Below are 23,861 nucleotides of genomic sequence, written 5' to 3'. Positions count from 1 at the left end.
CCTGCAACGGGAGTATATCTTGCCGAGTGAGAAGGCTTTTGCTTATAAGATGAAGCTGGAGGCGATGAATCGGCAAGGACAAAGAACTGATTTAACTCGTTCCCAAGTTGGGAACAAGTTAGATGGGAAAAAGTCCAGTGAAGTATTGGCGGAGCAAGTTGGAGAGAGCAAAAACCAAATATTTAGATATATCCGTCTTACCGAACTGACCCCCTCCATTCTCGAAATGGTGGACGATAAACGAATCGCCTTTAATCCGGCCGTGGAGCTTTCATACTTGGCCGAAGAAGAACAGCAAGCTCTGTACGAGACGATGCAGTCCGAAGATTGCACTCCATCGTTGGCGCAGGCACAGCGCATGAAAAAACTGAGCCAGGACGGGCGGCTTAACGTGGATGTCATCTTCTCGATTCTCACGGAGGAGAAGCCGAACCAAAAAGAAAAGATGACCATTCAGCGCGAGCGGATCGACCGCTTCTTTCCGAGGGACTTTAACGAAAAGCAAAAGGAAGACCTGATCGTGCAACTATTGGAAAGCTGGTATAAAAAGCGGCAACGGGAACAGGAACGCTAACTTGTATTTGAATACTTATCCTGTTCGTTGGCACTCTCCCCTATAACGGAGAGCTTTTTTATGCCCATTTTTGGGGAGGCGATAAGCGATGTATTTCACAAAAGGGAGGCGTCGTCAGTATGAGCGCCTGATGCAAGAAAAACCGGGTTTCAACCGCATTGAAGTTTTGGAGGATGAGACGGAGGAGACGCGCACGCGAAAAAAGGAATCTCGTGAAACCGGTCAATCCAAACGAAACCGGAGAACGAAGGAAGACCGCAACTTGCCAGGAAAGGAAGACGGACGATGGAAGAAATGAAGCGAATGGTGGACAACTACGAAGTCTATCAGGCCATCTCCATCGGGAAGGTGGAAGTGCTGCTTGGCATAGACGAAACCAATGTTGATCATCCGTACATGGTGTGTACCTGCACCCGAAACAATTCGTTGGGTGTCGAGCAATTTTACGCGATTTCAGCTGGCGCGGATTATCTTGAGGCCATGCATGACTTTATTTCCCGTGTGCAATGGGAACTGGAGGATCTCAAAGAAGAACGGGCAACCGTCTTGGTGCCCCTAACTCCCCTCACCCAGGCACAATGTCAGCCCATTCGCGAAGACATGCGCATTGACAACCAGGTCGTCGCCATCCGACCGGAACGGTTGCGTCCCGAATATCGCACTGCAGTTAATCAGCTTGTATTGGCACAAAGCGGTTTTGGCACCTCTGCCTATTCCCGAGGCCGCGCCGTCTACGTGTTAAATCTGTATACCGGAGAGGAGTCTCGCTGGAATCGGGAGGATTTTATCGGCCTAATAAAACCGGAGCATATGCCCGCATGGGCGCAAGAAAAGCTGGAGCAGCATCAGGCTGCGGTCCAGCAAAAGCTAAAGTGCCGTGACGATGCCCGGTAAAACGTTCGAAAGCATTTCAGTATTGAGGAGAGAGGAGACGTGAGCGATGTCGTGGACTTATCGGAACCGTAAGACGCTTATTATCACCGCGATCGCTATAAGTGTTTGTTTACTTGTGGCTGCGGTCATTTATTCTCTGATTAACCAATCGGAACAAAAGCAGAAGCAGCAGCAAATGAAGGAACATTATGAAAGGCAAATCGAGGAACTGAAAACGATAGAGGAACAATCGCGCAGAAACGTCTGGACCGTGGCGCGAACCATCCCGGCCGGCGGCACCGTGACGGCGCAAGACATTAAGGCTGAAACAATGCCTGCGAGTCTGGTGCCATCCGGGATGATTACCGATCAAAATTCGGTCATTGGCAAAAGAGTCAAAATCGAATTGCAGCCAGGCACGCCGTTGATGCCATCGATGCTGTACGAGGGCGCACCGATCCCCAAGGATTTACGGTTACAGGAGTTTCATGTCATTCAGCTTCCCTCCAATTTGCAAAAGGGGCAGTACATTGACGTGAGAATCAACTTCCCGACTGGCGAGGATTTTGTCCTGCTTTCAAAAAAGAAAGCGCGGGAGTTATCGGGCACGGTCATCTGGCTGGAAATGAATGAGCTGGATATTTTGCAAACGTCAAGTGCGATTATCGACGCCTACTTGCAAGGCGCTCGTCTGTATGCCCTGCCTTATATCGAGCCTGGATTGCAGGAAGCGGCAGTGGTCAATTATCCTGCCAATCCGAAGGTGCTCGATTTGATGGAACATGATCCGAACCTGCTCGAAAAAGCGACAACCGAGCTTGCCCGCAAGCTTCGCGCGACACTGGATGACAATCTCAAAGCGATGAGCGAGTCGGACAAACTGCGTGTGACGAGCGGCAGTGTAACGGTTCAGCAGCAACTGCAAAATGAGCGCATTGTTACGCAACAAGGCAATACCATGCAAGAAGCGATTCCGTCGCAACCGATAGACACATCATCAACAGTCGATTATGAACCGCCAACCGTGCAGCCGCTGCCCTCCCCTTCCGATTCGTTAACAACGAATGAAAATGGACCGGAAACGGAACCAGCGCCAGCGCCATCACTGCCGCAAGTGCCGGCTTTGCCGTCGGGAGAGCCTGCCAGCGAAGATAAATTGGAGCACATTTTTAATCAGTGAAGGAGGCCCTCATGAAAAAAATCGTGTTTTTCGGCGCGCCGGACAAAAGTCACTTGCTCCTTGTGCTGGGCAAGCTGCTCACGGCGCTGGAGCAAAAGGTATTGATCGTGGATTCTACACTCGCCCAATCGATGCAAGGCTATTTGCCTCAAGTGGAATTCGGCTATTCGCTGCGGGAGTTTGAAGGCATCGATGTGGCGACCGGGCTGCTCACATCAGCGCAACTGGAGCGCTCTGTCCTTCAATCCGCAGGCGAAGCGGCTTATGATGTCATGCTGCTTGACACCGATCACACCGAATTTGTGAAAGGACGAGACTTACCGGGCTATGACAAGCGGGTTTGGTGCAGCAATTACAGTCGGCTGGGCATGCAAATCAATGCGAGTCTGATGCAGCGGCTGTGCCTTCACGAAGCGGAGGGACAACCGCTCACCTTTTACAAACTGATTACCCCCACCTTGCCGACCGCCATACCTGAGTCGTACATCGATTCGCTGCTGCCGCACCAGACTGTGCGCTGGGAGGAAACCGTGTTCCGCTTTCCGCTTGACGAACGGAATCTATCCGTTGAGCTCGACAACCAGCATCATGGCCGCATCGACATCAGGCGGCTGTCCGGGACGTATCGCCGAACCGTGCTCGACATGCTGCAACAGTTGTTTGATTGCGATGCCAAAACGGCTCGGCAGGCATGGGCGCGCTCCCGAAAGCGCGCGTGAATCCGGTAATGTTGCACGAAAGGAGATGAAGCAATGGGTTTTACTGTGGTGTTCTGGAGTCCGATTTCGGGACAAGCCGGTACGACGAGCAACCTGATCGCCGCCGCCGCGCTGCTCGGACTTGAATATTCCTCGCGTCTTTTGCTGCTCGGGCATTTGCAAAGTGAATACGCAGCCATTGAACGCGGATTTTACCCAAGGCGATCTTGGACAAGCAAAGCGGACGTCACCTCCGACGTAGGAATTGACGCGCTGCTCAGGCTATTGCAAAACCGCAAGCTCGAACCGAAATTGCTACGGAATTACACGTTGCCGCTGCTCGCCGAGCGCCTCGACATCCTACCGGGATCGAACAAACCGGACGTATCGTTTGTTTCGTCCGCACGGGACTGGCTTGACTCGCTTTTGGAACTGACAAGGCGGGCATACGATCTGGTGTTGGTCGACGGAGGAAGCGGCGACGTGTCGGAGTGGACACGAGGTCTGCTGCGACAGGCGGATTTGCTGGTCGTCTGTCTGCCACAGAATATACTCAAATTGGAGCAGGCTTTTCCGCTGGTGGAGGCGCAGCTACTGTCCAATCGGAAGCTGTTGCTCGTTTTCGGACAAGTTGATCCTCGCTCGTCGTTGACGATCAAAAACGTCATGCGTCAGTTTTACCGCCGGGAGCCTGCGTACCCGATTGTCCATAATACGGGCTGGCTCGATGCCGCCCAGCAAGGAGACGCTATTCATTTTTTATTTCGCAACCGGAAGGTGCCTCGCGATCATGAAAACAGCCTTTTTGTGCAACAAGTGCGGGCGTTAGCGCAGGCGATCACCCAGCGCGCTGGTTTAGGCAATCCTCTTTTCGGCGGGAAGGAGGACGTTGGCAAATGATGTTCGTTTTGAACGGATTGATCATAGCAGGCATCCTCATCGCGGTCGGCGTCCTGCTCTATTTGCGCATGAGCCGCCGCTTGCCGGAGCAGTCGGACGAAAAGCCAGTCTATACGCTGGAAGCGATGACTGCGTTTGTGAAAGTGGCGCTGCATGAGATGACGAGCAGCAACCTGATCGACTATGGTTTATCGGAAGAAGAATACCGCCGCCGGAAAAACAAGCGCGCGGAACTGAAAAAAGCGCTGCGGGGCTGCACGTCCGGTGATTTGCGGGACAAGGCCTATGTGAAGCAAGTGATCACCGATTTGCTTGAGCAGCGCTATACACTGGACGACGATAACTTGAATCGGCTTCTGCCGTTTGACGATCCGCAAGCGCTCACGCCACAGGATCAGTTTGACATCCTGCTCTATCTATATAAGAAACAACATCGTTTGAGGGCGTTGGATGAACTGATCCAAAAATACGAACTGGATCGCCCCAAACGGAGCATGGAAGACGAAGAAATCGAATCTTACCGGATTACCGCTGATGAAATCCGCGACATCTACAAGCGGGAAGTGCGCAAGCTGTCCGCCGAAGACAAAACGCAGATCATCGTACAGCGGATATACCAGCAGTACAAAGGATTTAGCGTCATCGACGAAATCCGCGATATGAAAATCGATGGCGTATCGGGTGGCGTGTCCGGCATCCCGCCCGCGATGTGGGAAGGCGAGTGGAGCTTGGAGGAAGAAGCACAACTTCGCGAGGTGCCGAAGTCACATGACAGCGTATGGCTGTTTTATAAAGGAAAGTCGATTCATCTGAGCTTTCTGTCCTTCGGCTCGGAACAAGAGCTAAGGCGCGTGTGCCAGAATGTGTACAAGCATAATTTCCCCGGCCAACTGTCCGAAGCGAACGGTTTTAAGGTGAATGAAATGGCCGACGGTTCCCGCGTCGTCGTGTTGCGCCCCCGGTTCAGTGAATCGTGGGCTTTTTTTGTGCGCAAATTCGATGTCCAAAACGCTACGCTGGAACAGTTGATTCAAGACGATCATGCCGAACTTCCGATTGGATTGATTCGATATTTGGTCATGGGCGAGCGCATTACGGCCATTACCGGCGCGCAAGGCAGCGGCAAGACGACGCTTTTGATGGCGATGGTGCGCTACATTCCGGCTATTTTACCGATTCGGGTGCAGGAAATGGCCTTTGAGCTTCAACTTCGGAAAATTTACCGGGATCGCAACATTGTAAGTTTGCGGGAAACGGAAACGATCTCCGGGCAGGACGGGCTGGACATTCAGAAAAAAACGGACGGCTCGGTCAATATTTTGGGGGAAGTGGCGACCGACCCGGTTGCCGCCTGGATGGTGCAGATGGCGCAGGTCGCTTCACTGTTTACTTTGTTTACGCATCACGCCAAAACGTTCCGTGATCTCGTCTACTCGCTGCGCAATTCGTTGCTGAAGACAGGGGTGTTTACAAACGAGAAAGTGGCCGAGCAGCAGGTTGTCAGTGTCATCAACTTTGACATTCATTTGAGAAGGGACACGGACGGACATCGCTATATCGAGCGCATTACCGAGTGCGTGCCGGTGGAACAGGAGGTGGCCTACCCGGATTCGTTCCGCCACAAAGCAACGACCGAAGAGAAAATGACGGCGTTTATGGAGACGTTGCTCGAATACTTCCGCCGCACGACGGATCGACCGCTTTATGCCGCGCGCAATGTAATCGAATACCGAGACGGACGGTATGTCGCTGTTCATCCGCTATCCGAGAAAAGCCGCAAAGAAATCGCTGCTTGTCTCGCCGGGCCAGACCAGGCGGCGTTCGAGGCGTTTTTGGCGGTTCATTGGGGGGATAGCGATGAAACTTGAATGGCTGTCCCTATTGCTCGGTGCGGCGACGGTGTTGTTCCTCGCGATGTTGGCCGCGTTTCAATGGGTATCCCGCTACGGTTCGGACGTAGAGGCCGTTCGGCGGTATGAAGCGCTGCGCAAGCCGGGCAAAGCCCGCAAAAAGCAAGCGCTGTATAGCGTCTTGCAGCAGTTGTACCGCCTATGCGAGCGCGTGCCGATTCTGCGTGCCTATTTGCTTCAACTCCGTAAACGAATGACCATCCTCCAGCTTGGCGATGAATGGAAGCTGCGGCTGGAGACGATGAAGACGGCTCTAATTATTTGGGGCATGCTGATTGCAGCGGCTGTTCCGCTGGCATTCGGTGTTCGCGATCCGGTCACGCTTGGCATGATCGCCATCGGCTTCTGGGTTGGCCACGGCATCTTTTCGGACAACCTCGTCCATCGTCTGGAAACGCGCCTGCTACGGCAACTTCGGCATTTCTTCTCGGATGTGCGTCACCACTATCATCGTCATGGGATGGTGGAGGAAGCCATTTATGAAGCGACGGACGGTGCGCCGTATGAGATGGCGCTGCATGGACACGAAATATACGATGTGCTGACAACAAGCGACGCGGAGCAGCGGCTGGCGCAGTACATCGAGAGCGCGCCGAATCGCTATTTGCAGGGTTTGGCCGGGCTGTCGCATTTGGTGAAAGAGTACGGCGATAAACGAACCACTACCGGCTCCGTGTACTTGAAGGCGCTCGGGAAGCTCGCGACCGAATTGAATCTGGAACTGTTGCGTCGCGAGCGTCTTGGTTTCCTGTTGCAGGGACTGACCGCTATCGCGCTGTTGCCGCTGCTGTTTACCCGGCCGATTGAAGCTTGGGCCAGCCACTACTTTCCGGCGATGGACGCTTTTTATGCGAGCACCGCCGGCTGGATCGTGAAAATCGGCTTAATGGCGGTCGTTTGGCTGTCCTATGTCCTGCTGCGCAACATTCAGGAACTGGACGTGAGTCCAAAACCGACCGGCCGAAAAAGATGGGAGAGACGGGTGTACGAGTGGCCGTGGATGCGCTGGCTTGTGCATCGCATCAGCCCCGCCCCCGGTTCCCGAGAAGCCGACCGCATGGTCAAGTTGCTCAAGGAAACCGCATCGCAACTTCGGCTGGAATGGCTCTATGTACAGCGCATCGTGGCGGGAGGCATGGCGTTTTTGGTTGTGCTCGGGATGTTTATTGCGCTGCATGCCGCAAGTCGGCATCAAATCCTGTATGCGCCAGTGAAGCCTGGCATCTTGTTCGGCCAACTTTCGCCGGAGGAGGAAAACAAGGCGCGTGAAGCGGCGGCGCTCGATCGCCGCATCATTGATCGCGCTAAGGAGGTGAAGAACCGCACCGAAGAAACGGTTATGGCCTTGCTCCGCAGCGAATCGCCGACGACGAATCCGGACGATCAGCTTCGCACCGCGGCTCGGCGCATCCTTGGCAAGCTCGCGAAGCTGGACAATCAGTATGTGAAGTGGTGGGAAACGCTCCTCGCCGCTCTCGCGGGCTGGGGCGGCTACGCCATGCCGGTCGGCGTTCGGTGGTTCCAAAGGCGTATGCGGCAGATGGAGATGAAGCATGAAGTGGATCAACTGCATGCCGTCATCGCGATGCTGGCAGATATGGACCGTATGTCGGTCGAGCATCTGCTCATTTGGATGGAGCAGTTTGCCCGCGTGTTTAAGGAGCCGCTGCAGACCTGCTTGCTTCATTTCGAACAGGGCGCGGATCAGGCGTTGGCGCAGCTCAAAGAGGATGCGCCTTTTTTGCCGTTCGTCCGCACGGTTGAAAAGCTGGAACTGGCGGCGCAAAGCCTGCCGATTCGAGAAGCGTTCGACGATCTGGAGTCGGAGCAAGCCTACGCGCAGGAGCAGCGCAAACAGGAATATGAGCAATTGATCGAGCAAAAGGCAGGCTGGGGAAAATGGATCGGGTTTGCGCCAATGATGGCCCTTATTTTCGGCTATCTGGTCATTCCACTCGTTATCGTCAGCCTGCACCAAATGTCCGTTTACTACGAACAGCTTCAGCGCATCCAGTAAGCGGCCATGTTGCGGCGCTTTCCAAACAGGAAGTGTCTTTTTTATTTTCTATTTCATTTGAAGGAGAGATCGGTTCATGTCTAACGCACAGAAAGCACTCGTGATGGCAGCAGGCATTTTTCTTGCCATCGCACTCATTACCCTCGCCGTTGTGTTGTTTATTTCCGCACAAGACTCAACCAAAGCGGCGCAAAGCAATTTCAGTAACATTCAGACCGAACTGTCACAAACGGCGTTTACAGTGTACGACAACACGACGCTATCAGGAAGCCAGGTGGTTAATGCGCTGCGCAAGTTCAGCGATCAAGACCAGTTTGGCATTCAGATCGTCACGGGGAAAAATCCGGTCGGCCAGTGGTATGGAAAAGTGATCAATACAGGCGTTCCGATGGACAGCGTAACCTATGGTTCGGTCATTGGCGTAGCGCCGGGGCAACTCAGTCATGCGGTCGATGAATCAGATATAAACTACGTCAATCCGAGCGGCAAATTCCGGGCGCAACTGGTTCACGACAGCAGCAACGTCATCCGCGGCATCGTGTTCCGACAGCAATAAGCGATCGATACCTTGACTATCATAAAACGCTTATGGGGTGTCCTCTACTGACGGACGCCCCTGCGTTTCCAAGGAGGGAAACCAATGGAACATGCCCCCAGGACGATGCTGGAGATGAGTGTGGCTTGTCTCCTCTTTCTGATGGCTGTCACAAGCGGGCTTCTGCTCTTTCAAACCGGGGCTGCGCTGAACTCGACCGCCTATGTGTCGGGAAAGTCGCTGGACCGCAACATGCAGCAGTCGTTTTCGCCCCAGGCTGGCGATGGCATCGTATCCGGCGCAGAGGTGGTGCAATCCATTGCCCGTCTGGAGACGGGAGAAGCGGAAATCGTGGTGGACGGCGTTCGATATGCGCCGCCGCTTGATCGGGAACAGTTCGTCCCCTTCGGGATTCGCTTGAATGCCCGGTATTCGGCAGTCGCCCAGCGGGATGCGTCCGGTCAGCTGCTGCGCCTTATTTTCGTCTCACGTTAAGGAGAATGCCATGAACAGTATTTCGAAAATATTTGCGTTGCTCATTGCCATTCTATTGCTCTACCTTTACCCAATTTCTGCTGCATTCGACCAACAGGACGATGTTTCCGAACTGGTCGTCCTGAAAGCGACGACAGCTTTTGTGGACGCGGTACGGGATAAAGGTTATGTGTCGCCGACCATGTATAACGACTTTTTGGAGACGATTGCGGCAACGGGCAACACCTTCGATGTGCAGATGGAACACGGAAGCAAAAAGTACGTGCCGGTGTATGACGACCCAACAAGGCCGGAGACTTTTCGGGGCAGCTACGAAGTTCACTACTACACGTATTATAACGCACAGATCCTTCCCGTTCTGTTCCCGAACAGCACGGCCGGAAAAGATGATGTGGCGCGACGTTACAAGTTGTGGGTTGGCGATACCTTTGCGGTTACGGTTGAAAATACGAACCGGACACCTGGCACGACCCTATTCGATTTTCTGAACCAGGCCATCAGTCCGATCGAAAAAATATACCTTCCATACGGCGGGGTGGTGCGCAATGAAGATCATTGAATGGGCCATTGTTGGGGTGCTCATTTTTCTGCCATTTGCGACGGTGAACCGGATCGAAGTCGAAACGCAGCGGAAGGCGCTATTGACCGAACTGCGGTATAATGCCGCGCTGAATGCGGCGGTGGATGACGCGGCGAGAACGTTGACTGTCAATGCCAACCAGCAACGGGAGACGCAATACGAATCGGCCAAGCGGGTGGCGCTGAATAAAGACGAAGCAATTGCCGCTTTTTATCGAACGCTATACACAAACTTCGGCATCGCCGACGATCCCATTGCGCAAGGAGTACTCAACCGGTATATCCCGGCAGTCGTGGTCATCGGGTACGACGGCTTTTACATCTATGCCGAGGACGAGTGGACGGGAACTGACGGGAACACGGAACGAAAACCGGTTTGGGGAGCGAAAAAGCCGTATGCCTACGCCGATCTATCGGGCAACAGCCTTTCGTTCACGCTGGACGATTTCGTCCTCGCTTACGATGCGGGCAGCCGAAGCTGGCACGAGGGCTTGCGAGTCGACGTTAGACAGCAGACGAACATTGCGCTGCTAAAAGACGCGGAGCGATTCGAGCAGGTGCGCCGAAGTACCATTGTCCGCGCAATCGAGGACGAATTGGCCTACCGGATCAACAAACATAACGAATCGGTTTCCCGATTTGGTCTCTCCTACACGTTCACGTTGCCAACGATTTCGCAAGAGGAGTGGCACAATACCGTGGATGATGTCGGGGTACTTGCCTTTATTCAAGGCATTCCGATGGGAGGCAAGTTTTATAACAACTACGCCCTCGGCGGAAGCCGCGTGCTCAAGAAGCCGGAGATTGTTGGAGCCAGAAAAGGAAGCATGAAGGTGTATTATCACACCACATGCGGCTTTTCCTATCCGGTGGAAGAAACGTTTTCCAGCGAAAAAGCGGCTGCGCTAAAAGGCTATATGCCGCTTGGTTGTCCGCCTGCACCATCGTAACAAGACGACAGCTATTTCAGAAAGTGGACACTCCGCCGATTCGGTTCTATGATGAATCTAACAGTCGAAATCTACCAAATTCGTCATTAGCAATAATATTGAGAGGAGTGAATCGCGTGAGAAAATGGATATTATCGGGGCTAGTCACCGTTATGCTTTGCAGCCTGTTCAGTATGATGGCAAACGCGGCGAGCAAACCTCCATCCTTTGTCAGCGTCGTTATGGACGGTCATAAAATCTGGTTTCCCGACGCACAGGCTTTTGTGGATGAAAATGGCCGGACGCTCGTGCCGGTTCGATTCATCGCGGAAAAGATGGGCGCGAAAGTAGGCTGGGAGCCACAAACCATGACCGTACCGATTGAGCGGGATGACCTGCATATTGTGCTTACGATCGGCGAAAGCAAGGCGCTCGTTAACGGCAAAGAAATGGTTTTCGATACGAAGGCGATCACCAGCGGCGGCCGGACGTTTGTCCCGCTGCGTTTTGTCAGCGAAGCGCTGGGGGCGGAAGTGAATTGGGATAGCCCGACATCGACCGTCTTTATTTCTACAAAAGAAGATGCCAATGCAAACTACGATGAATGGGACCGACTCATTCGCACAACCAATCTGCCAAAGAACGCGAAAGATTATCCGTATATCCTAGCCGATGTGCCGAATGAAGCGTATGAAATGGCTTATCCCTACTCGCATCCTACGGACAGCAAAGTTTCATCTGTTCTCTATTCGACCATACCGGAATTTAATAAGAAAAACGTGGATATTTGGATGAACCGGTTGAAAACGTTCGGCGCGCTGTGGCTGAACGTGGATTACAAAACGATCGATGATATGTGGGCGCAAGCGGTATTTGCTACGAAAGTGCAAAGTTCCAATGCGGAACTGAAATATATACGTCGCTATGTGGATTGGGTTAAAGAAAACAAGATTCAGATCGAGGGATACCTGGATCCCGAACCGTCCATGATTTATAAGGATGGGTTTGGGAACAATTACGTGCGTTCCAAGTTTAGAATCAAATTCAATTCATTCACAGAGAGTAAGAATTTGCTGTACGATGAGCATTTCCCCAACGACCGCAAATTCGAAACGCAGGTTTGGTACGAAGGATATGCGGATATTTCCCTATCCACGAATGTTGGTGGAGATTGGGGCAGTACATTGAAAGTCGATCCAGGAGCAAGTTTATTCCGTAATTATCTCATCGGAAAGGCGGACTCGAAATAGATGAGGAAAAACAAAATCATAAAAACGGCGTTGAGCGTGCTTCTGGCATGCTCTTTTTTATTCTCTGTATTTCCTTTCGTAGCGAATGCTGCGCCCCCCAAAGTAAGAACCGAGGCAGGAAAAATCAGCTTTGAAATAACCAGTACGGCCGCAACCTCTTCCATCCGCTACAGAACGGTAGGTTGGACGATACGCAGAGATCAATTATGCACGAATACTTCGCCCAAGCAGTGCGGCAATCCGAAAAACGGCCAGCATGCTTCGTTTTTGAACCAACAAGTGCAGCAGGTAGGCCAATACCCGAATCCGCCGATCCCCGGCCAGCCTTTAACAACCTTTTACGAAGTCAGCGAGGCGCTTGTCACGGAAGGCATGTGGAAGGCGGGCATGGGCGACATCAAGGACAACGACGACTTGTATTTGTATGCGATTATGGTGTCCATCGATGGAAATGGCAACGTGCGCAAAGGGCCATTTTATACATTGGAAGAGATCAAACGGGCCGAACCTTGGGCGCACGAGGACGACTTGGACGATTATTTCGGCATACATGTGCCCTACCGCAGTGCGGATTTTCCGGTCGATGTCATTGCGAAAACCGTAAACGGTAAAGTCATTCAAAAACCGGAAGTGACGTTTCAAAAGGGCAAATACAAAATCGGAGAAACGATCAACCATGAATTTCCCGAAACGATCGAAGATAACGGGAAAACGTACAAAATCGTTCGCTCCTATTTATCACCGAAGCAGGACCCGACGAAGAAAAACTGGCTGCAGGAAGATCCCGAAACGAATCCGAAGGTGCGAACGCGAAGTTTTACGGTTGCGCTGGGTGGAACAGATGCCATAGCCGAATATGCGGAGAACAACCCGGTGAAAGCCATCTATCAGAAAGAAGACGGTACAAAGCTCAAGGAAGTGGACAAAGGCGTTTTCGCAACAGGAGAGGAAGCGAATCATACGTTTGAGGGCCAAATCACTTCTGGCGGCCAAACTTATGAAATCATCCGCTCCTACATTACGAACAATAACAAGCCCGACGAGAAGCTGTTCATTCAGGAGAAAGGTGATCCCAAGCTCAAGGAGCGATCCATTCTCGTTGGATCGGGCGGCTCCAACTTTATCGGCATATACAAAATTCCCTCCTCGGTTACGGTTACGTCCCGGATTGAAGCGCCGGAAACCGTTGACAAAAACGTGACCGAAATGGACGGGAATTTTGTTTTTGAAGTGAAGTCATTAAAAATCCTGAAATCATACGAAATCATGGATATTCGAAACGCCAGACTTGTTCAAACAGGCGACAAAACCGGAACGCTCTCCGGCACTTCGGCTAATAAAACGATTCCGATCAAAATCCCGTTTACCTCCGGCGACAAAGTAAGCGTAAAAATCACCGTTGTCGTGAAGGATGTGGACGGCAATACCGGGGATTCGACATCCGATCATACGGTTCACAAAGGTGATGGCGGCGGAGAACCGCAGCCCGGCGATTCCCAGCAGGCTGAAGTGATGGAGCCAACCGTTTCCGCCGTCATTCAGGCGGAAGCGCGCGGCGCAGAAAAGTTTGATGTATTGCAAGGCATTCCGACTTCGGAGAGCCTGTATGTGAACGCCTTGGCTAAATCGTACTTGTACCGCAATACGTTCACGGAAACGGCCGGCTCAAAGCAATACCCGATTTCCGTAAGCCGGACATATACGTTGCGATGGACCGAATACGTTCCCGGCCCGCCTGATGCGAACGGGAATCCGACGACCATTTCGGTTCCGCGTTCAGACACACAGACGGTCACCAAAAACTATTCGATTGAACGCAGGTACAGCTTCTGGACGATTCAAAATCTTGAAGTATACGGCATTCAAAAGGCGACGGTCTCGAATTATGCGCTTCCTTCGGGAACAGTTACGCTTGTTCCGAGTGGCTACAGGCCGCCAACCGTTTCCGCATCGCATGATGCGTCGCTTAGCGCGCATATCACCGATCCGGTCTATTCGAATGTGACTCTTCCCGGACAAACGATTTCCGGCGGTTCCAGCCGCCCCTCCGTTCCGAACGAGGATTGGAAAAACGAGGCCGAGAAAGCGATTGGCAAAATCAAAGTAAAAAACGATTCGCTCGTTTTTAACGGAACAACCATCATGGACAACCGAATCGTTGAAGAAAAAGCGCCGACGCCGGGCGCGATTCCGGCTCCGACGATGATCGGGCAAGATGTGTTGTACGGCAAAGGCTATCTTATCGACGCGTCCAAAACGAACAAAGCAAGTCAGCCAAGTACCGGTACAATATCATATTCCCTGATTAAAGGCATTGGCGGCGGCGGAGACAAAACCTATCCGATTAACGGCATCAACCCGGTGACCGTGCATACACCGGTGGTGAACTACGCCTCGGTGTCGGACGATCAGGCGCATAATCAGAAGACGCAGCCGACCGCCGGACGTTCGGCGCTCATTTTGGATCGGCCTTTTACCGTGACGATTCCGACAAGCGGCCCGCACAAGGACATCAAGGGCTACGGCAATCGGGATTATGCCAAGTATGTGAGAGATAAACAGGTTCGTTTTCCGTTTGACGTGTACAAAGCGGATCGCACAACGTTCGTTCCGAAAGAAACGTGGGTGTCCATCCCGGTCGGACAAACGCAGACGACCTTCTACTTGCCCGTTTGGGTGGATGAGAGTAATTACGACGTGTTATTCCGAACGTTTGCTGAGAACAGTCCGGCTTCCTTTACGTCCCAAATGAATGCCAATCTGGACTTGACACATCATGTGGCTACGCAGGTGGTTCCGGTGGAAGTCATTGGCCGCCTCTATGATTTTCGGATCACCGACATCGCCGACTTTGCTTGGGAGTCGGTGTTCCGTACCCAAAAGGGCAGCGCAACGCCGACCGGAAACGCTTATTGGGTCGGAACGAAAGGCATTGACGGCGCACCGCGCGGCAATACCCCTCCTTACGTGCTGCCGGTACGGCAAGGCAGTCACCCGGAAAGCGGCAAAAAGAACGTATCGGTCAAAACGGGCTATCATTTCAAATTTGAAGTGATGACGAAAGGCAACATGTTCGGCGCAGGAGACGGCATCCGCATTACACCGACGTTTTATTTTGTGGACAGCAAGGGAAGGAACCGCCAGGAAGTCGATCTTTACTACCATTCGGGAAATCGGCGGTTTATTCGCATCGGATCTATCGACGATACGGAGAAGAGATATGTGACGCTTGACGCTCGCTTGCGCAATGTACCCAGGCAGGAGTTGACCGATACTGCCGCCACCCTTTGGTCGTTAAGCGGTTCGTCCGGTACCAAGCAGACGTTTATCGATCAATATATGATGGATGTGCAGAAGTCAAAGTATGTCGGCGGCTACGACATTATGCTGCTTCCGCCGCAGCTTCGGACGTTTATCGGCAGTATGAACGTGCCTTCCGGCGTCCATGCGGCCCGCGCCAACGCTTCGGTGCAGAAGTGGTATGGCGAATACAGTTTGCCTGCCGCGCCGTATGTGGTGCCCAAAGGGTTCAACTTGGCGGAATATGGACGGAAAAACCGGCTGGATGACAAGTCGCCTATTTTCTTGAAGGATGGGTACATCGTCGTTAATTTCAATCTCGAAACGATCCGCAACAAAGACTTGAACCATCCTCATTTGCAATACATGTTCGGACCGCTGAATAACCAATGGCAGATGGAAGGATTTCAGCGGAGTTTCACCGACCCGTATGGCGTGACGTTCCAGTTGAAGGACGGGGATATTGTGTTTTATCATGCGAATCTATCCTCCTATGACGACTATGGCACAGGGGGAACCCATTAAAGAAAACTTATTTTTATACCAGCCGGGAGGAAAAGATCATGCTGGAAAGATTGCAAGCGGCCGTGTCGGAGGATGCGGCTTATTTTTATTCCACTTCGAGGGAGAAAGACGAGGAACGGCGATGCATCGGGCACCTTCGCGGCTATTTTGGCAGCAGCGGCGAGACATACTGGGCAACCTGGTTCGATCATGCACCTGCGCTCAAAACGCCGTCCTTTCGAGCGGAACTGGATGCGGTGGTGCAGACGTTGACCGAGCAAGGACTGCTTCAAAGCCGCAGCCGGATGAACCGCTATTGCCTGTCGCATCCAGAGGCCCGTTTATCCGGTGCGTGGCATTCCGGCGTTTACGGCTTTTGTTTTCAAACGGAGCGCCATCGATACTATCTGCGCTGTTTTCCGCATACGGGAGACTACAATTTCTATTTGTACTGCTACGTCCGGCAGGATCGTTTGTCGGGGTGTTAGTGCTTGCTGAGGAGGAAGACCATGAACGATCTCGCGAGGTATAAACTGCTGGCGAAAGCGAAAGTCCCGCCTGCCGCAAAACTGCTGTACAGCTACCTGATGGACCGCGCGGGCGGACGGCTTGGCTGCGTCTTGTTGTCCGGTAAAAAGCTGGCTTTGGAGGTGGGCCTTTCCCCTTCCACTGTCCGCCGCAATCTCCATCGCTTGATACTTATCGGACTCCTTCGGATTACGGCTCGTTATTCCGAAGAAGGCATTCGTCTGACCAATCAAATTACGCTTCTGTAAGGGAGGTGCTCTCATGACAGCCAAGTTGCAGCGCATTGTCGAGCTAGCTGCCAGCATGGCTCGCACAGTGACGAACCAGCCTGAGCGCTGGGCGGATTTTTTGCGGACGGCAGCCTGGAACTATAAATATCCGTTTCAGGATCAACTGTTGATCTACGCCCAACGTCCTGATGCGACAGCTTGCGCGCCGATTGACGTTTGGAACAAACGGCTGGACCGTTGGGTGAAACGCGGTGCCAAAGGGATCGCCCTGATCGAAGATCGGGGCAACCACTTGGGTCTGCGTCATGTGTTTGACGTATCGGATACCCAGAGCAGACGCCAGCCGGAGTTATCGCTATGGCGTTTGCAGGACAGCGATACGGCTCATGTCATCGAGACGCTGGGAAATGCGTTTGGCGCGTCGGATGAGATGGAACCACATGCGGATCTGCCTGCTGCACTCCTCGCAGCTGCACGAAATGCGGTGGATGACAACAGCGCCGATTATGTGGCCGAGTTGATGAAAGAGCGGGAGTACAGTTTACTGGAGGACCTGGACATCCCGCATGTGGAATTGCTGTTCAAGCAAACTGCCGAATCGGCCGTCGCTTACATGGCAATGACCCGTTGCGGACTCAATCCCGCACATTACATCAGCATCGAAGATTTGTCCGGCATCGGGTATTTCAACACGCTTCCTACATTGTCCCATTTGGGCGCAGCGATTAGCGATGTGTCCGAGATGATGTTGCGGGAAGTGGAATCGACCGTCCGGGCGCTGCGCCGGGATGCACAGCGAATGAATGAAGATCGTTCGACTCGCACCCTTGCAAGACCCGATTCCATGCCGCACAATGAAGCTACTCGACAAGAAAGGAAGGATGAATATGGAGCTGACCTACACGCCGCAAGGGGATTATCTGTTGCCCAACCTGACGCTAAGCGAAGCGGAGACGACGATCGGGAAGTACGGGATGATGCGCAAGACGTTTCTGAAAACCGAGCGGAAGGGCATGTACGCTCATCTGATGTTGTCGGAGCAGTTGAACCAACATCTGGCGGACATCGACCAGACAGCGCGGGAGCAGATCGAGCGGACGATACAGGAATTGCTCGCATCCCACCCGGCTCCGGACAAGACGAGCAATCCGCTGGCCTGGACGGGATATATGAACAACCTGAAGCAACAAGCGGAGGAACTGATTCTCACGGAACTGATTTATCAATAAAATGGTTTGATCGGGAAACGGAGGACCGCAGTCTTCCGTTTTTTCACGACCAAGCGATTATCAACGATATGATCCGAGCCGCGCCGCTGCGGGAAAGCAAGACGGAGATTGTAGCGTTTTTCCATGCTCATGAAGATGAGCGCGAGCGACTGTTGTATGTGCGCAGTTTGTTTCCGGCTGGCATCACTGAGCTAATGCTTGAAGACGGCTTACGAGCCGGGTTTGAACCGTATCGCAATGTTCTGCATCTGTGGACGGGAACGGCGGATAAGCGTACGGCGCAAAGCTTTTACGATTGGGGTGCCATCGCAGGGCATATCTCCAGCATGCTGCTGTTAAACGAATTTGACTTATCACAAAGGGCAGAACCTTCCATCCAGCAACAGACGCTGTGGATGGAGCAAGCGGAGGACGCAAAAGCCTCCGCTTTTTTCATGCCGCAAGCGGTCATTGACGCTGTTTTGCAAAACGGCAGCGGTTTTGAGAATGGCAAGTATCGCATTGCGCTTCATTTTCAGCAGTCGCTGTCCGCACAGGAGAACGCCGATTTCCTGAAACGGGAATACGGGATCGGCGGGCGTCTCCCTGCGCTGACCGGCACGGATATTCATATGAATTATGACAGCAAAGGCATCACTCTCACCCGCGGCTCCATCATGAACCCGGATGCGCAGGTCGTGCTGCCGTGGTTGAAAGTGCAGAAACGTATCGGCGAACTGCTTGCAGCGGGTCGTTACTTGAACCGGCAGGAAACCGAGCGATTGCCCGCCTTTGGGGAGGAACAGGAAGAACGGCGGCGGCAGCAAGCGGCGGAAATGGCTAGACCCGATGTGCCGCAGCTGGATGCATCATCATCTGATGTGCTTCCCCAACCGGACGCGCAAGCGGAACTGGAACATATGACGCCGAATCGGGAACGGGCGCGCTACGGTTATGATGTAGGCAGCATCGTCTGGATTGGTGCGGACGAATATGAAGTCGCGCAATTGGAATCGCAAACGGTGATGCTGCAAGACCGGCAGTTCCCACTATTTATCAAAGAGTGGAATCGTCGGGATTTTGAGCGAATACTGCGCGAAAACCCGCTAAATGATCATCTGATTACCGGGGAGCTAGAACCGGAATTAACAAATGTAGAAGGTTGGGAGTTGGTAGCGGAAGAAGATGTTTCATCGACTAGATTAAACGATGAGCAGGAGCAACAGACGCAACAAGCGAATGTCCCTTCACCAACTCAAGCATCGGATCGTCCGGCTGCTCCTGCGGTTAACTACAGGATTACTGACGATGAACTGGGGCATGGCGGCGCAAAAACGAAATTCAAATGGAACATAGAAGCGATTCGTCTGTTGAACAAGCTGGAGAAGGAGCAGCGGGAAGCGACAGCAGACGAGCAGGCGGTGCTTGCTCGCTATGTCGGATGGGGCGGTCTCCCGCAGGCATTTGACGAAGCGAACAAGCAGTGGGCAGCTGAATATGCGGAACTTCGAGAATTGCTGGAGCCGGAGGAGTATGCGTCCGCTCGTGCGTCAACGTTGAATGCCCATTATACGTCAGTGACCGTCATCAAAGCGATGTACGAATGTCTGGAATCGATGGGCTTTCGCAGCGGCAATATTTTGGAGCCGTCCTGCGGCATCGGCCATTTTTTCGGTCTGGTACCGGAGTCGTTCAAAGACTCGCGGCTTTTTGGCGTGGAACTGGACAGCATAACCGGTCGTATGGCCAAACAGCTTTATCCGCAGGCGTCGATTGCCGTCAGCGGCTATGAACAGACGAACTTGCCGGACAGCTTCTTTGATCTCGCCATTGGGAACGTGCCGTTCGGCGGCTACGGTGTGGCGGATAAACGTTACGATAAGCACAAGTTTCTCATCCACGATTACTTTTTCGCCAAGACGCTGGACAAAGTACGTCCGGGCGGCATTATTGCCTTCATTACGTCCAAAGGAACGATGGACAAGCAAAACCCGGCGGTACGTAAATATATTGCGGAACGTGCCGAACTGCTCGGAGCAGTGCGTCTGCCGAATAATGCGTTTCTGGCCAATGCCGGCACCGAAGTAACCGCTGATATTATCTTTTTACAAAAACGGGATCGCATGGTTGCTGTCAGCGAGCAAACCGAGTCATGGCTATCACTAGCAGAGACAGCGGACGGTGTGCCGATCAATAGCTACTTTGCTGCCCATCCGGACATGGTGCTGGGCACAATGGTTTTTGACGACCGAATGTACGGTAACCGGCAGGAAACCGCCTGTAAGCCGTATCCCGACACTAATCTGGATGAACTGCTGCGCGAAGCATTGTCTAACATCCATGCCGAATGGGTGGAACTGGAACGTGATCACCAGCCGGAAGAAGAAGACACCTCCCTCCCTGCTGACCCGTCTGTCCGCAATTTCAGCTTTGCGCTGGTGGACGGTCACATCTATTATCGGGAGAACAGCCGGATGCGCCGTGTGGACACTTCGGCGACGGCAGCAGGTCGCATTAAGGGCATGATCGGACTGCGGGACACCGTGCGTGAGTTGATCGAGTACCAAACCGAAGACTACAGCGATGAGATGATTGGGCAGCAACAGCGTAAGTTGAATGCGCAGTACGATCGGTTTACGGCACAATACGGCCTGATCAACAGCCGCGCCAACAGCCTTGCTTTTTCGGATGACAGTTCTTACTTTCTTCTTTGCTCACTTGAAATCATTGACGAGGAAGGACGGCTGCTGCGCAAAGCGGATATGTTCACCAAGCGCACCATCCGTCAGCGTATCCACGTAGAACAGGTGGATACCGCATCGGAAGCGCTTGCGGTTTCCATCGGTGCAAAAGCCCGTGTCGATCTGCCGTATATGGCGGAGCTAACCGGCATGACGGAAGATCAGCTGATTCAGGAGCTGCGCGGCGTCATCTTTCCTAATCCCGAACATCTGGACGAGAAAGGAAAGCCGATCTATGAAACCGCGGATGCGTACCTGTCCGGCAATGTGCGGGAGAAGCTGCGCGTGGCCAAACAGTTTGCCGCATACGATGCCGAACGTTACGGCGAAAACGTCAAAACGCTTGAAGCGGTACAGCCGAAAGACCTGGACGCCTCCGAAATCGACGTCCGCCTGGGCGCTACTTGGCTTCCGCCAGAGGACATTCGGCAATTTCTGTTTGAACTGGTGGACACGCCGCCGATGTACCAGACCTACATCAACGTCATGTATTCCGAATATACGGCGGCCTGGAACGTCAAAGGCAAAAGCGATGACCGTAGCAACAATATTAAGGCGAACGTCACGTACGGCACAAACCGCGTTAATGCATACAAGATACTGGAAGATACACTGAACTTGCGAGACGTGCGCGTATTTGACACCGTGTATGAGGACGGCGTGGAAAAGCGTGTGCTGAACAAGCAGGAGACGGCCATCGCCCAGCAAAAGCAGGAGATGATCAAAGAAGCGTTTCGCGATTGGATATGGCGAGATCCGCAGCGGCGCGAACGGCTGACAGGGCTGTACAATGACCGGTTTAACGCCATCCGTCCCCGCGAATACGACGGCAGTCATATTCGATTCACCGGGATGAACCCGGAAATCCGGCTGCGCCAGCATCAAGTCAATGCGGTTGCCCGCGCATTGTACGGCGGCAACTCCCTCTTTGCCCACTGCGTCGGCGCGGGCAAAACATTCGCCATGACCGCCGCAGCGATGGAGAGCAAGCATCTAGGGTTGTGCAACAAAAGCATGCTGGTCGTTCCGAACCATCTGACTGAACAGTGGGCGGCGGAATTTTTGCAGCTTTATCCGTCCGCGAATATTTTGGTGGCGACCAAGAAGGACTTTGAAACGAAAAACCGCAAAACGTTTTGCGCGCGGATCGCGACCGGTGATTATGACGCGATCATCATCGGCCATTCGCAGTTCGAAAAAATACCGATTTCAATGGAACGTCAACGGCAGCAGCTGTATGAGCAGATTTCGGAAATTACAAACGGCATCCGGGAACTCAAGGAAGCCAGAGGCGAACGCTATGCGATCAAGCAGCTTGAAAAGACGAAAAAGACGCTCCAAACGAAGCTGGAAAAGCTGAACGATACAAGCCGGAAGGATGATGTCGTCACCTTTGAGGAATTGGGCGTAGACCGTTTATTCGTGGACGAAGCCGATTCGTACAAAAACCTGTTTCTTTATACGAAAATGCGCAATGTGGCCGGACTGTCGCAAACCGAAGCGCAAAAGTCGTCGGACATGTTTGCCAAATGCCGCTATTTGGACGAACTTACCGGGGGCCGTGGGATCATTTTTGCGACGGGTACCCCGATCTCCAACTCCATCACCGAGATGTACACGATGCAGCGCTACTTGCAGTACGAGCGGCTCAAGCGGCAGGGCTTGCAGCATTTTGACGCCTGGGCTTCGACATTTGGCGAAACGGTTACGGCGATCGAGCTTGCGCCGGAAGGAACGGGCTATCGGGCGAAAACCCGTTTTGCCCGTTTTTATAATTTGCCCGAGTTAATGAACGTGTTCAAAGAAGTGGCCGACATTCAGACGGCGGACATGCTCCAGCTTCCCGTGCCGAAAGCTCACTTCCATAATGTTGCCGTGCCGCCAAGCGATTTTCAACGCGACATGGTAGCGGATCTCGCCCGCCGCGCCGAACGGGTGCGGGCGAAGGAAGTGGAGCCTCACGAGGACAATATGCTGACGATCACCAATGACGGACGCAAACTGGCGCTCGATCAGCGGCTGGCCAATCCGATGCTCCCCGACGACGAAGGCAGCAAAGTAAGCGCCTGTGCGGACAACGTCTACCGATATTGGGTGGACAGCCAGGAAGAGCGGCTCACGCAGTTGGTATTTTGCGATCTATCCATCCCCAAGCAGGACGGTACATTTAACGTGTACGACGAGCTAAAGCGCAAACTGATGGAAAAAGGCGTTCCCGCCGAGGAAATCGCCTTTATTCACGACGCCAATACCGAGGTCAAGAAAAAGGAACTGTTCGCTAAAGTACGCAGCGGCCAAGTTCGGATATTGCTGGGATCGACGTTCAAAATGGGGGCGGGCACAAACGTGCAAACGAAACTGATTGCCCTCCACGACCTTGATTGCCCTTGGCGTCCGCGGGATTTAGAGCAGCGCAGCGGGCGTATTATCCGGCAAGGCAACCAGAATAGCGAGGTGCACATTTTCCGCTATGTCACCGAGAACACATTTGATGCTTACTTATACCAGACACTTGAGAATAAGCAGCGTTTTATCTCGCAGATCATGACCAGCAAGTCGCCGGTCCGTTCCGCCGAGGATATTGACGAGACGGCCCTCTCCTATGCCGAGGTTAAGGCGCTGGCGACCGGGAACCCTTACATTAAAGAAAAAATGGACTTGGATATCCAGGTATCCAAACTGAAGCTGCTCAAAGCCAACCATTTAAGCCAGCGCTACGCGCTGGAGGACCGGTTGCTCAAAATGTTGCCGCAGCAAATCAAGTCTACGGAGGAACGGATCGCCGGTTATGAACAGGATGCAGCATTGTTCTTACGTTCCAAATCGACTGAGCACGAGGAATCGGAGGAATCGAAATTCCCCGGCATGGTCATCAAGGATTTCACCTATACAGAGAGAGCGGCGGCAGGCGCGGCTTTGCTTGATGCTTGCAAAGGAATGACATCACCCGATCCGCAGGAAGTCGGCAGCTATCGGGGATTTTCCTTGTGGTTGTCCTTTGACAGCTTCCACAAGGAATATAAGGCAACATTACGCGGTGCGCTGGGTCATACGGTCGCATTAGGTGCGGATGCGGGCGGTAACATAACCCGGATCAACAATGCCTTATCCGACTTGCCTGCAAAGCTGGAGCGTGCCCGCGAGCAGCTTGCCACCTTGCGTCAGCAAATGGAAACGGCGAAGGAACAAATCGCGGCTCCATTCGAGAAGGAGCAGGAGTTGCAAACGAAATCGGCGCGGCTTGCAGAATTGAATGCACTGCTCAACATGGACAAGCGGGAAAATGAAACCGTGGACAACGTGCCGGACGAAGAACCGGAAGCACCGGAACGACGGGCTGTGGGCCGTGAACGATAACGGCTTTCGCACCTTCGTTCCTCCCCCTCCTTCTTGTTATAGTGGGAACAAGG

General features: G+C 53.1%; 16 protein-coding genes and 1 pseudogene. All 17 read left to right on the top strand.

Translation table 11 applies throughout. The annotated features are described in order from the left end of the window. Positions 1-574: pseudogene (locus tag JMF85_RS00835) on the top strand (ParB/RepB/Spo0J family partition protein); the annotation flags it as partial. A gap of 88 nt (positions 575-662) precedes the next feature. Continuing rightward, positions 663-872 (top strand): hypothetical protein, encoded by a 210-nt coding sequence (locus tag JMF85_RS00830; protein ID WP_127609411.1) that lies wholly within the window; start codon positions 663-665, stop codon positions 870-872. Continuing rightward, entirely contained in the window at positions 860-1,468 is a 609-nt protein-coding gene (locus JMF85_RS00825) for a hypothetical protein (RefSeq protein WP_127609413.1), read from the top strand. Before JMF85_RS00830 ends, JMF85_RS00825 begins: the two co-directional genes overlap by 13 nt. Before the next feature lie 46 nt (positions 1,469-1,514). Beyond that, entirely contained in the window at positions 1,515-2,627 is a 1,113-nt protein-coding gene (locus JMF85_RS00820) for an SAF domain-containing protein (protein ID WP_127609415.1), read from the top strand. Between the two features lie 11 nt (positions 2,628-2,638). Beyond that, positions 2,639-3,346, top strand: coding sequence for a hypothetical protein (locus JMF85_RS00815; RefSeq protein ID WP_127609417.1), 708 nt, complete (start codon positions 2,639-2,641; stop codon positions 3,344-3,346). A 33-nt stretch (positions 3,347-3,379) separates the two neighbouring features. After that, a complete protein-coding gene (locus tag JMF85_RS00810) occupies positions 3,380-4,225 on the top strand; it encodes a CpaE/TadZ family protein (RefSeq protein WP_127609418.1) in 846 nt (281 codons plus the stop codon). Then, positions 4,222-6,093 (top strand): ATPase, T2SS/T4P/T4SS family, encoded by a 1,872-nt coding sequence (locus JMF85_RS00805; RefSeq protein WP_127609420.1) that lies wholly within the window; start codon positions 4,222-4,224, stop codon positions 6,091-6,093. The genes JMF85_RS00810 and JMF85_RS00805 overlap by 4 nt, the downstream gene beginning before the upstream one ends. Continuing rightward, the gene (locus tag JMF85_RS00800) at positions 6,083-8,152 is read left to right on the top strand and encodes a CBS domain-containing protein (RefSeq protein ID WP_127609422.1); all 2,070 of its coding nucleotides are present in this window, start codon (positions 6,083-6,085) and stop codon (positions 8,150-8,152) included. Before JMF85_RS00805 ends, JMF85_RS00800 begins: the two co-directional genes overlap by 11 nt. 76 nt (positions 8,153-8,228) lie before the next feature. Further along, positions 8,229-8,708 (top strand): ABC transporter permease, encoded by a 480-nt coding sequence (locus JMF85_RS00795; RefSeq protein ID WP_127609423.1) that lies wholly within the window; start codon positions 8,229-8,231, stop codon positions 8,706-8,708. An 84-nt stretch (positions 8,709-8,792) separates the two neighbouring features. Then, the gene (locus JMF85_RS00790; protein ID WP_127609425.1) at positions 8,793-9,182 is read left to right on the top strand and encodes a hypothetical protein; all 390 of its coding nucleotides are present in this window, start codon (positions 8,793-8,795) and stop codon (positions 9,180-9,182) included. 10 nt (positions 9,183-9,192) lie between these two features. Next, on the top strand, positions 9,193-9,741 hold the full coding sequence (locus JMF85_RS00785; protein ID WP_127609427.1) for a hypothetical protein: 549 nt from the start codon (positions 9,193-9,195) through the stop codon (positions 9,739-9,741). Continuing rightward, positions 9,728-10,711 carry a hypothetical protein gene (locus JMF85_RS00780; RefSeq protein ID WP_127609429.1) on the top strand — a complete coding sequence of 328 codons (984 nt, stop codon included), beginning with the start codon at positions 9,728-9,730 and terminating at the stop codon, positions 10,709-10,711. The genes JMF85_RS00785 and JMF85_RS00780 overlap by 14 nt, the downstream gene beginning before the upstream one ends. Positions 10,712-10,827: 116 nt before the next feature. Further along, a complete protein-coding gene (locus JMF85_RS00775) occupies positions 10,828-11,940 on the top strand; it encodes a copper amine oxidase N-terminal domain-containing protein (RefSeq protein ID WP_236595688.1) in 1,113 nt (370 codons plus the stop codon). After that, positions 11,941-15,765: a DUF5704 domain-containing protein gene (locus tag JMF85_RS00770; protein ID WP_236595687.1), complete on the top strand. Its 3,825-nt coding sequence runs from the start codon at positions 11,941-11,943 to the stop codon at positions 15,763-15,765. It begins immediately after the preceding gene. A 38-nt stretch (positions 15,766-15,803) separates the two neighbouring features. Next, on the top strand, positions 15,804-16,232 hold the full coding sequence (locus tag JMF85_RS00765) for a hypothetical protein (RefSeq protein WP_141336562.1): 429 nt from the start codon (positions 15,804-15,806) through the stop codon (positions 16,230-16,232). A 21-nt stretch (positions 16,233-16,253) separates the two neighbouring features. Further along, entirely contained in the window at positions 16,254-16,520 is a 267-nt protein-coding gene (locus JMF85_RS00760) for a helix-turn-helix domain-containing protein (RefSeq protein WP_141336561.1), read from the top strand. A gap of 13 nt (positions 16,521-16,533) precedes the next feature. Next, a complete protein-coding gene (locus JMF85_RS28540) occupies positions 16,534-23,808 on the top strand; it encodes a helicase-related protein (protein WP_141336560.1) in 7,275 nt (2,424 codons plus the stop codon). The last annotated feature ends 53 nt before the right edge of the window (positions 23,809-23,861 follow it).

The organism is Paenibacillus sp. EPM92 (assembly GCF_016586185.1).
In the GTDB taxonomy this organism is placed as follows: Bacteria; Bacillota; Bacilli; order Paenibacillales; family NBRC-103111; genus Paenibacillus_G; species Paenibacillus_G validus.
Note: the sequence above shows the minus strand (reverse complement) of the source record. Positions and strands in the feature narration are given on the sequence as shown.

What these genes read in the sequence shown, in the direction of transcription:
- JMF85_RS00770 (WP_236595687.1), top strand. Translation starts at nt 11,941, where the DNA reads ATGAGGAAAAACAAAATCATAAAAACGGCGTTGAGCGTGCTTCTGGCA.
- JMF85_RS00795 (WP_127609423.1), top strand. Translation starts at nt 8,229, where the DNA reads ATGTCTAACGCACAGAAAGCACTCGTGATGGCAGCAGGCATTTTTCTT.
- JMF85_RS00785 (WP_127609427.1), top strand. Translation starts at nt 9,193, where the DNA reads ATGAACAGTATTTCGAAAATATTTGCGTTGCTCATTGCCATTCTATTG.
- JMF85_RS00765 (WP_141336562.1), top strand. Translation starts at nt 15,804, where the DNA reads ATGCTGGAAAGATTGCAAGCGGCCGTGTCGGAGGATGCGGCTTATTTT.
- JMF85_RS00810 (WP_127609418.1), top strand. Translation starts at nt 3,380, where the DNA reads ATGGGTTTTACTGTGGTGTTCTGGAGTCCGATTTCGGGACAAGCCGGT.
- JMF85_RS00800 (WP_127609422.1), top strand. Translation starts at nt 6,083, where the DNA reads ATGAAACTTGAATGGCTGTCCCTATTGCTCGGTGCGGCGACGGTGTTG.
- JMF85_RS28540 (WP_141336560.1), top strand. Translation starts at nt 16,534, where the DNA reads ATGACAGCCAAGTTGCAGCGCATTGTCGAGCTAGCTGCCAGCATGGCT.
- JMF85_RS00825 (WP_127609413.1), top strand. Translation starts at nt 860, where the DNA reads ATGGAAGAAATGAAGCGAATGGTGGACAACTACGAAGTCTATCAGGCC.
- JMF85_RS00780 (WP_127609429.1), top strand. Translation starts at nt 9,728, where the DNA reads ATGAAGATCATTGAATGGGCCATTGTTGGGGTGCTCATTTTTCTGCCA.
- JMF85_RS00760 (WP_141336561.1), top strand. Translation starts at nt 16,254, where the DNA reads ATGAACGATCTCGCGAGGTATAAACTGCTGGCGAAAGCGAAAGTCCCG.
- JMF85_RS00820 (WP_127609415.1), top strand. Translation starts at nt 1,515, where the DNA reads ATGTCGTGGACTTATCGGAACCGTAAGACGCTTATTATCACCGCGATC.
- JMF85_RS00815 (WP_127609417.1), top strand. Translation starts at nt 2,639, where the DNA reads ATGAAAAAAATCGTGTTTTTCGGCGCGCCGGACAAAAGTCACTTGCTC.
- JMF85_RS00830 (WP_127609411.1), top strand. Translation starts at nt 663, where the DNA reads ATGTATTTCACAAAAGGGAGGCGTCGTCAGTATGAGCGCCTGATGCAA.
- JMF85_RS00790 (WP_127609425.1), top strand. Translation starts at nt 8,793, where the DNA reads ATGGAACATGCCCCCAGGACGATGCTGGAGATGAGTGTGGCTTGTCTC.
- JMF85_RS00805 (WP_127609420.1), top strand. Translation starts at nt 4,222, where the DNA reads ATGATGTTCGTTTTGAACGGATTGATCATAGCAGGCATCCTCATCGCG.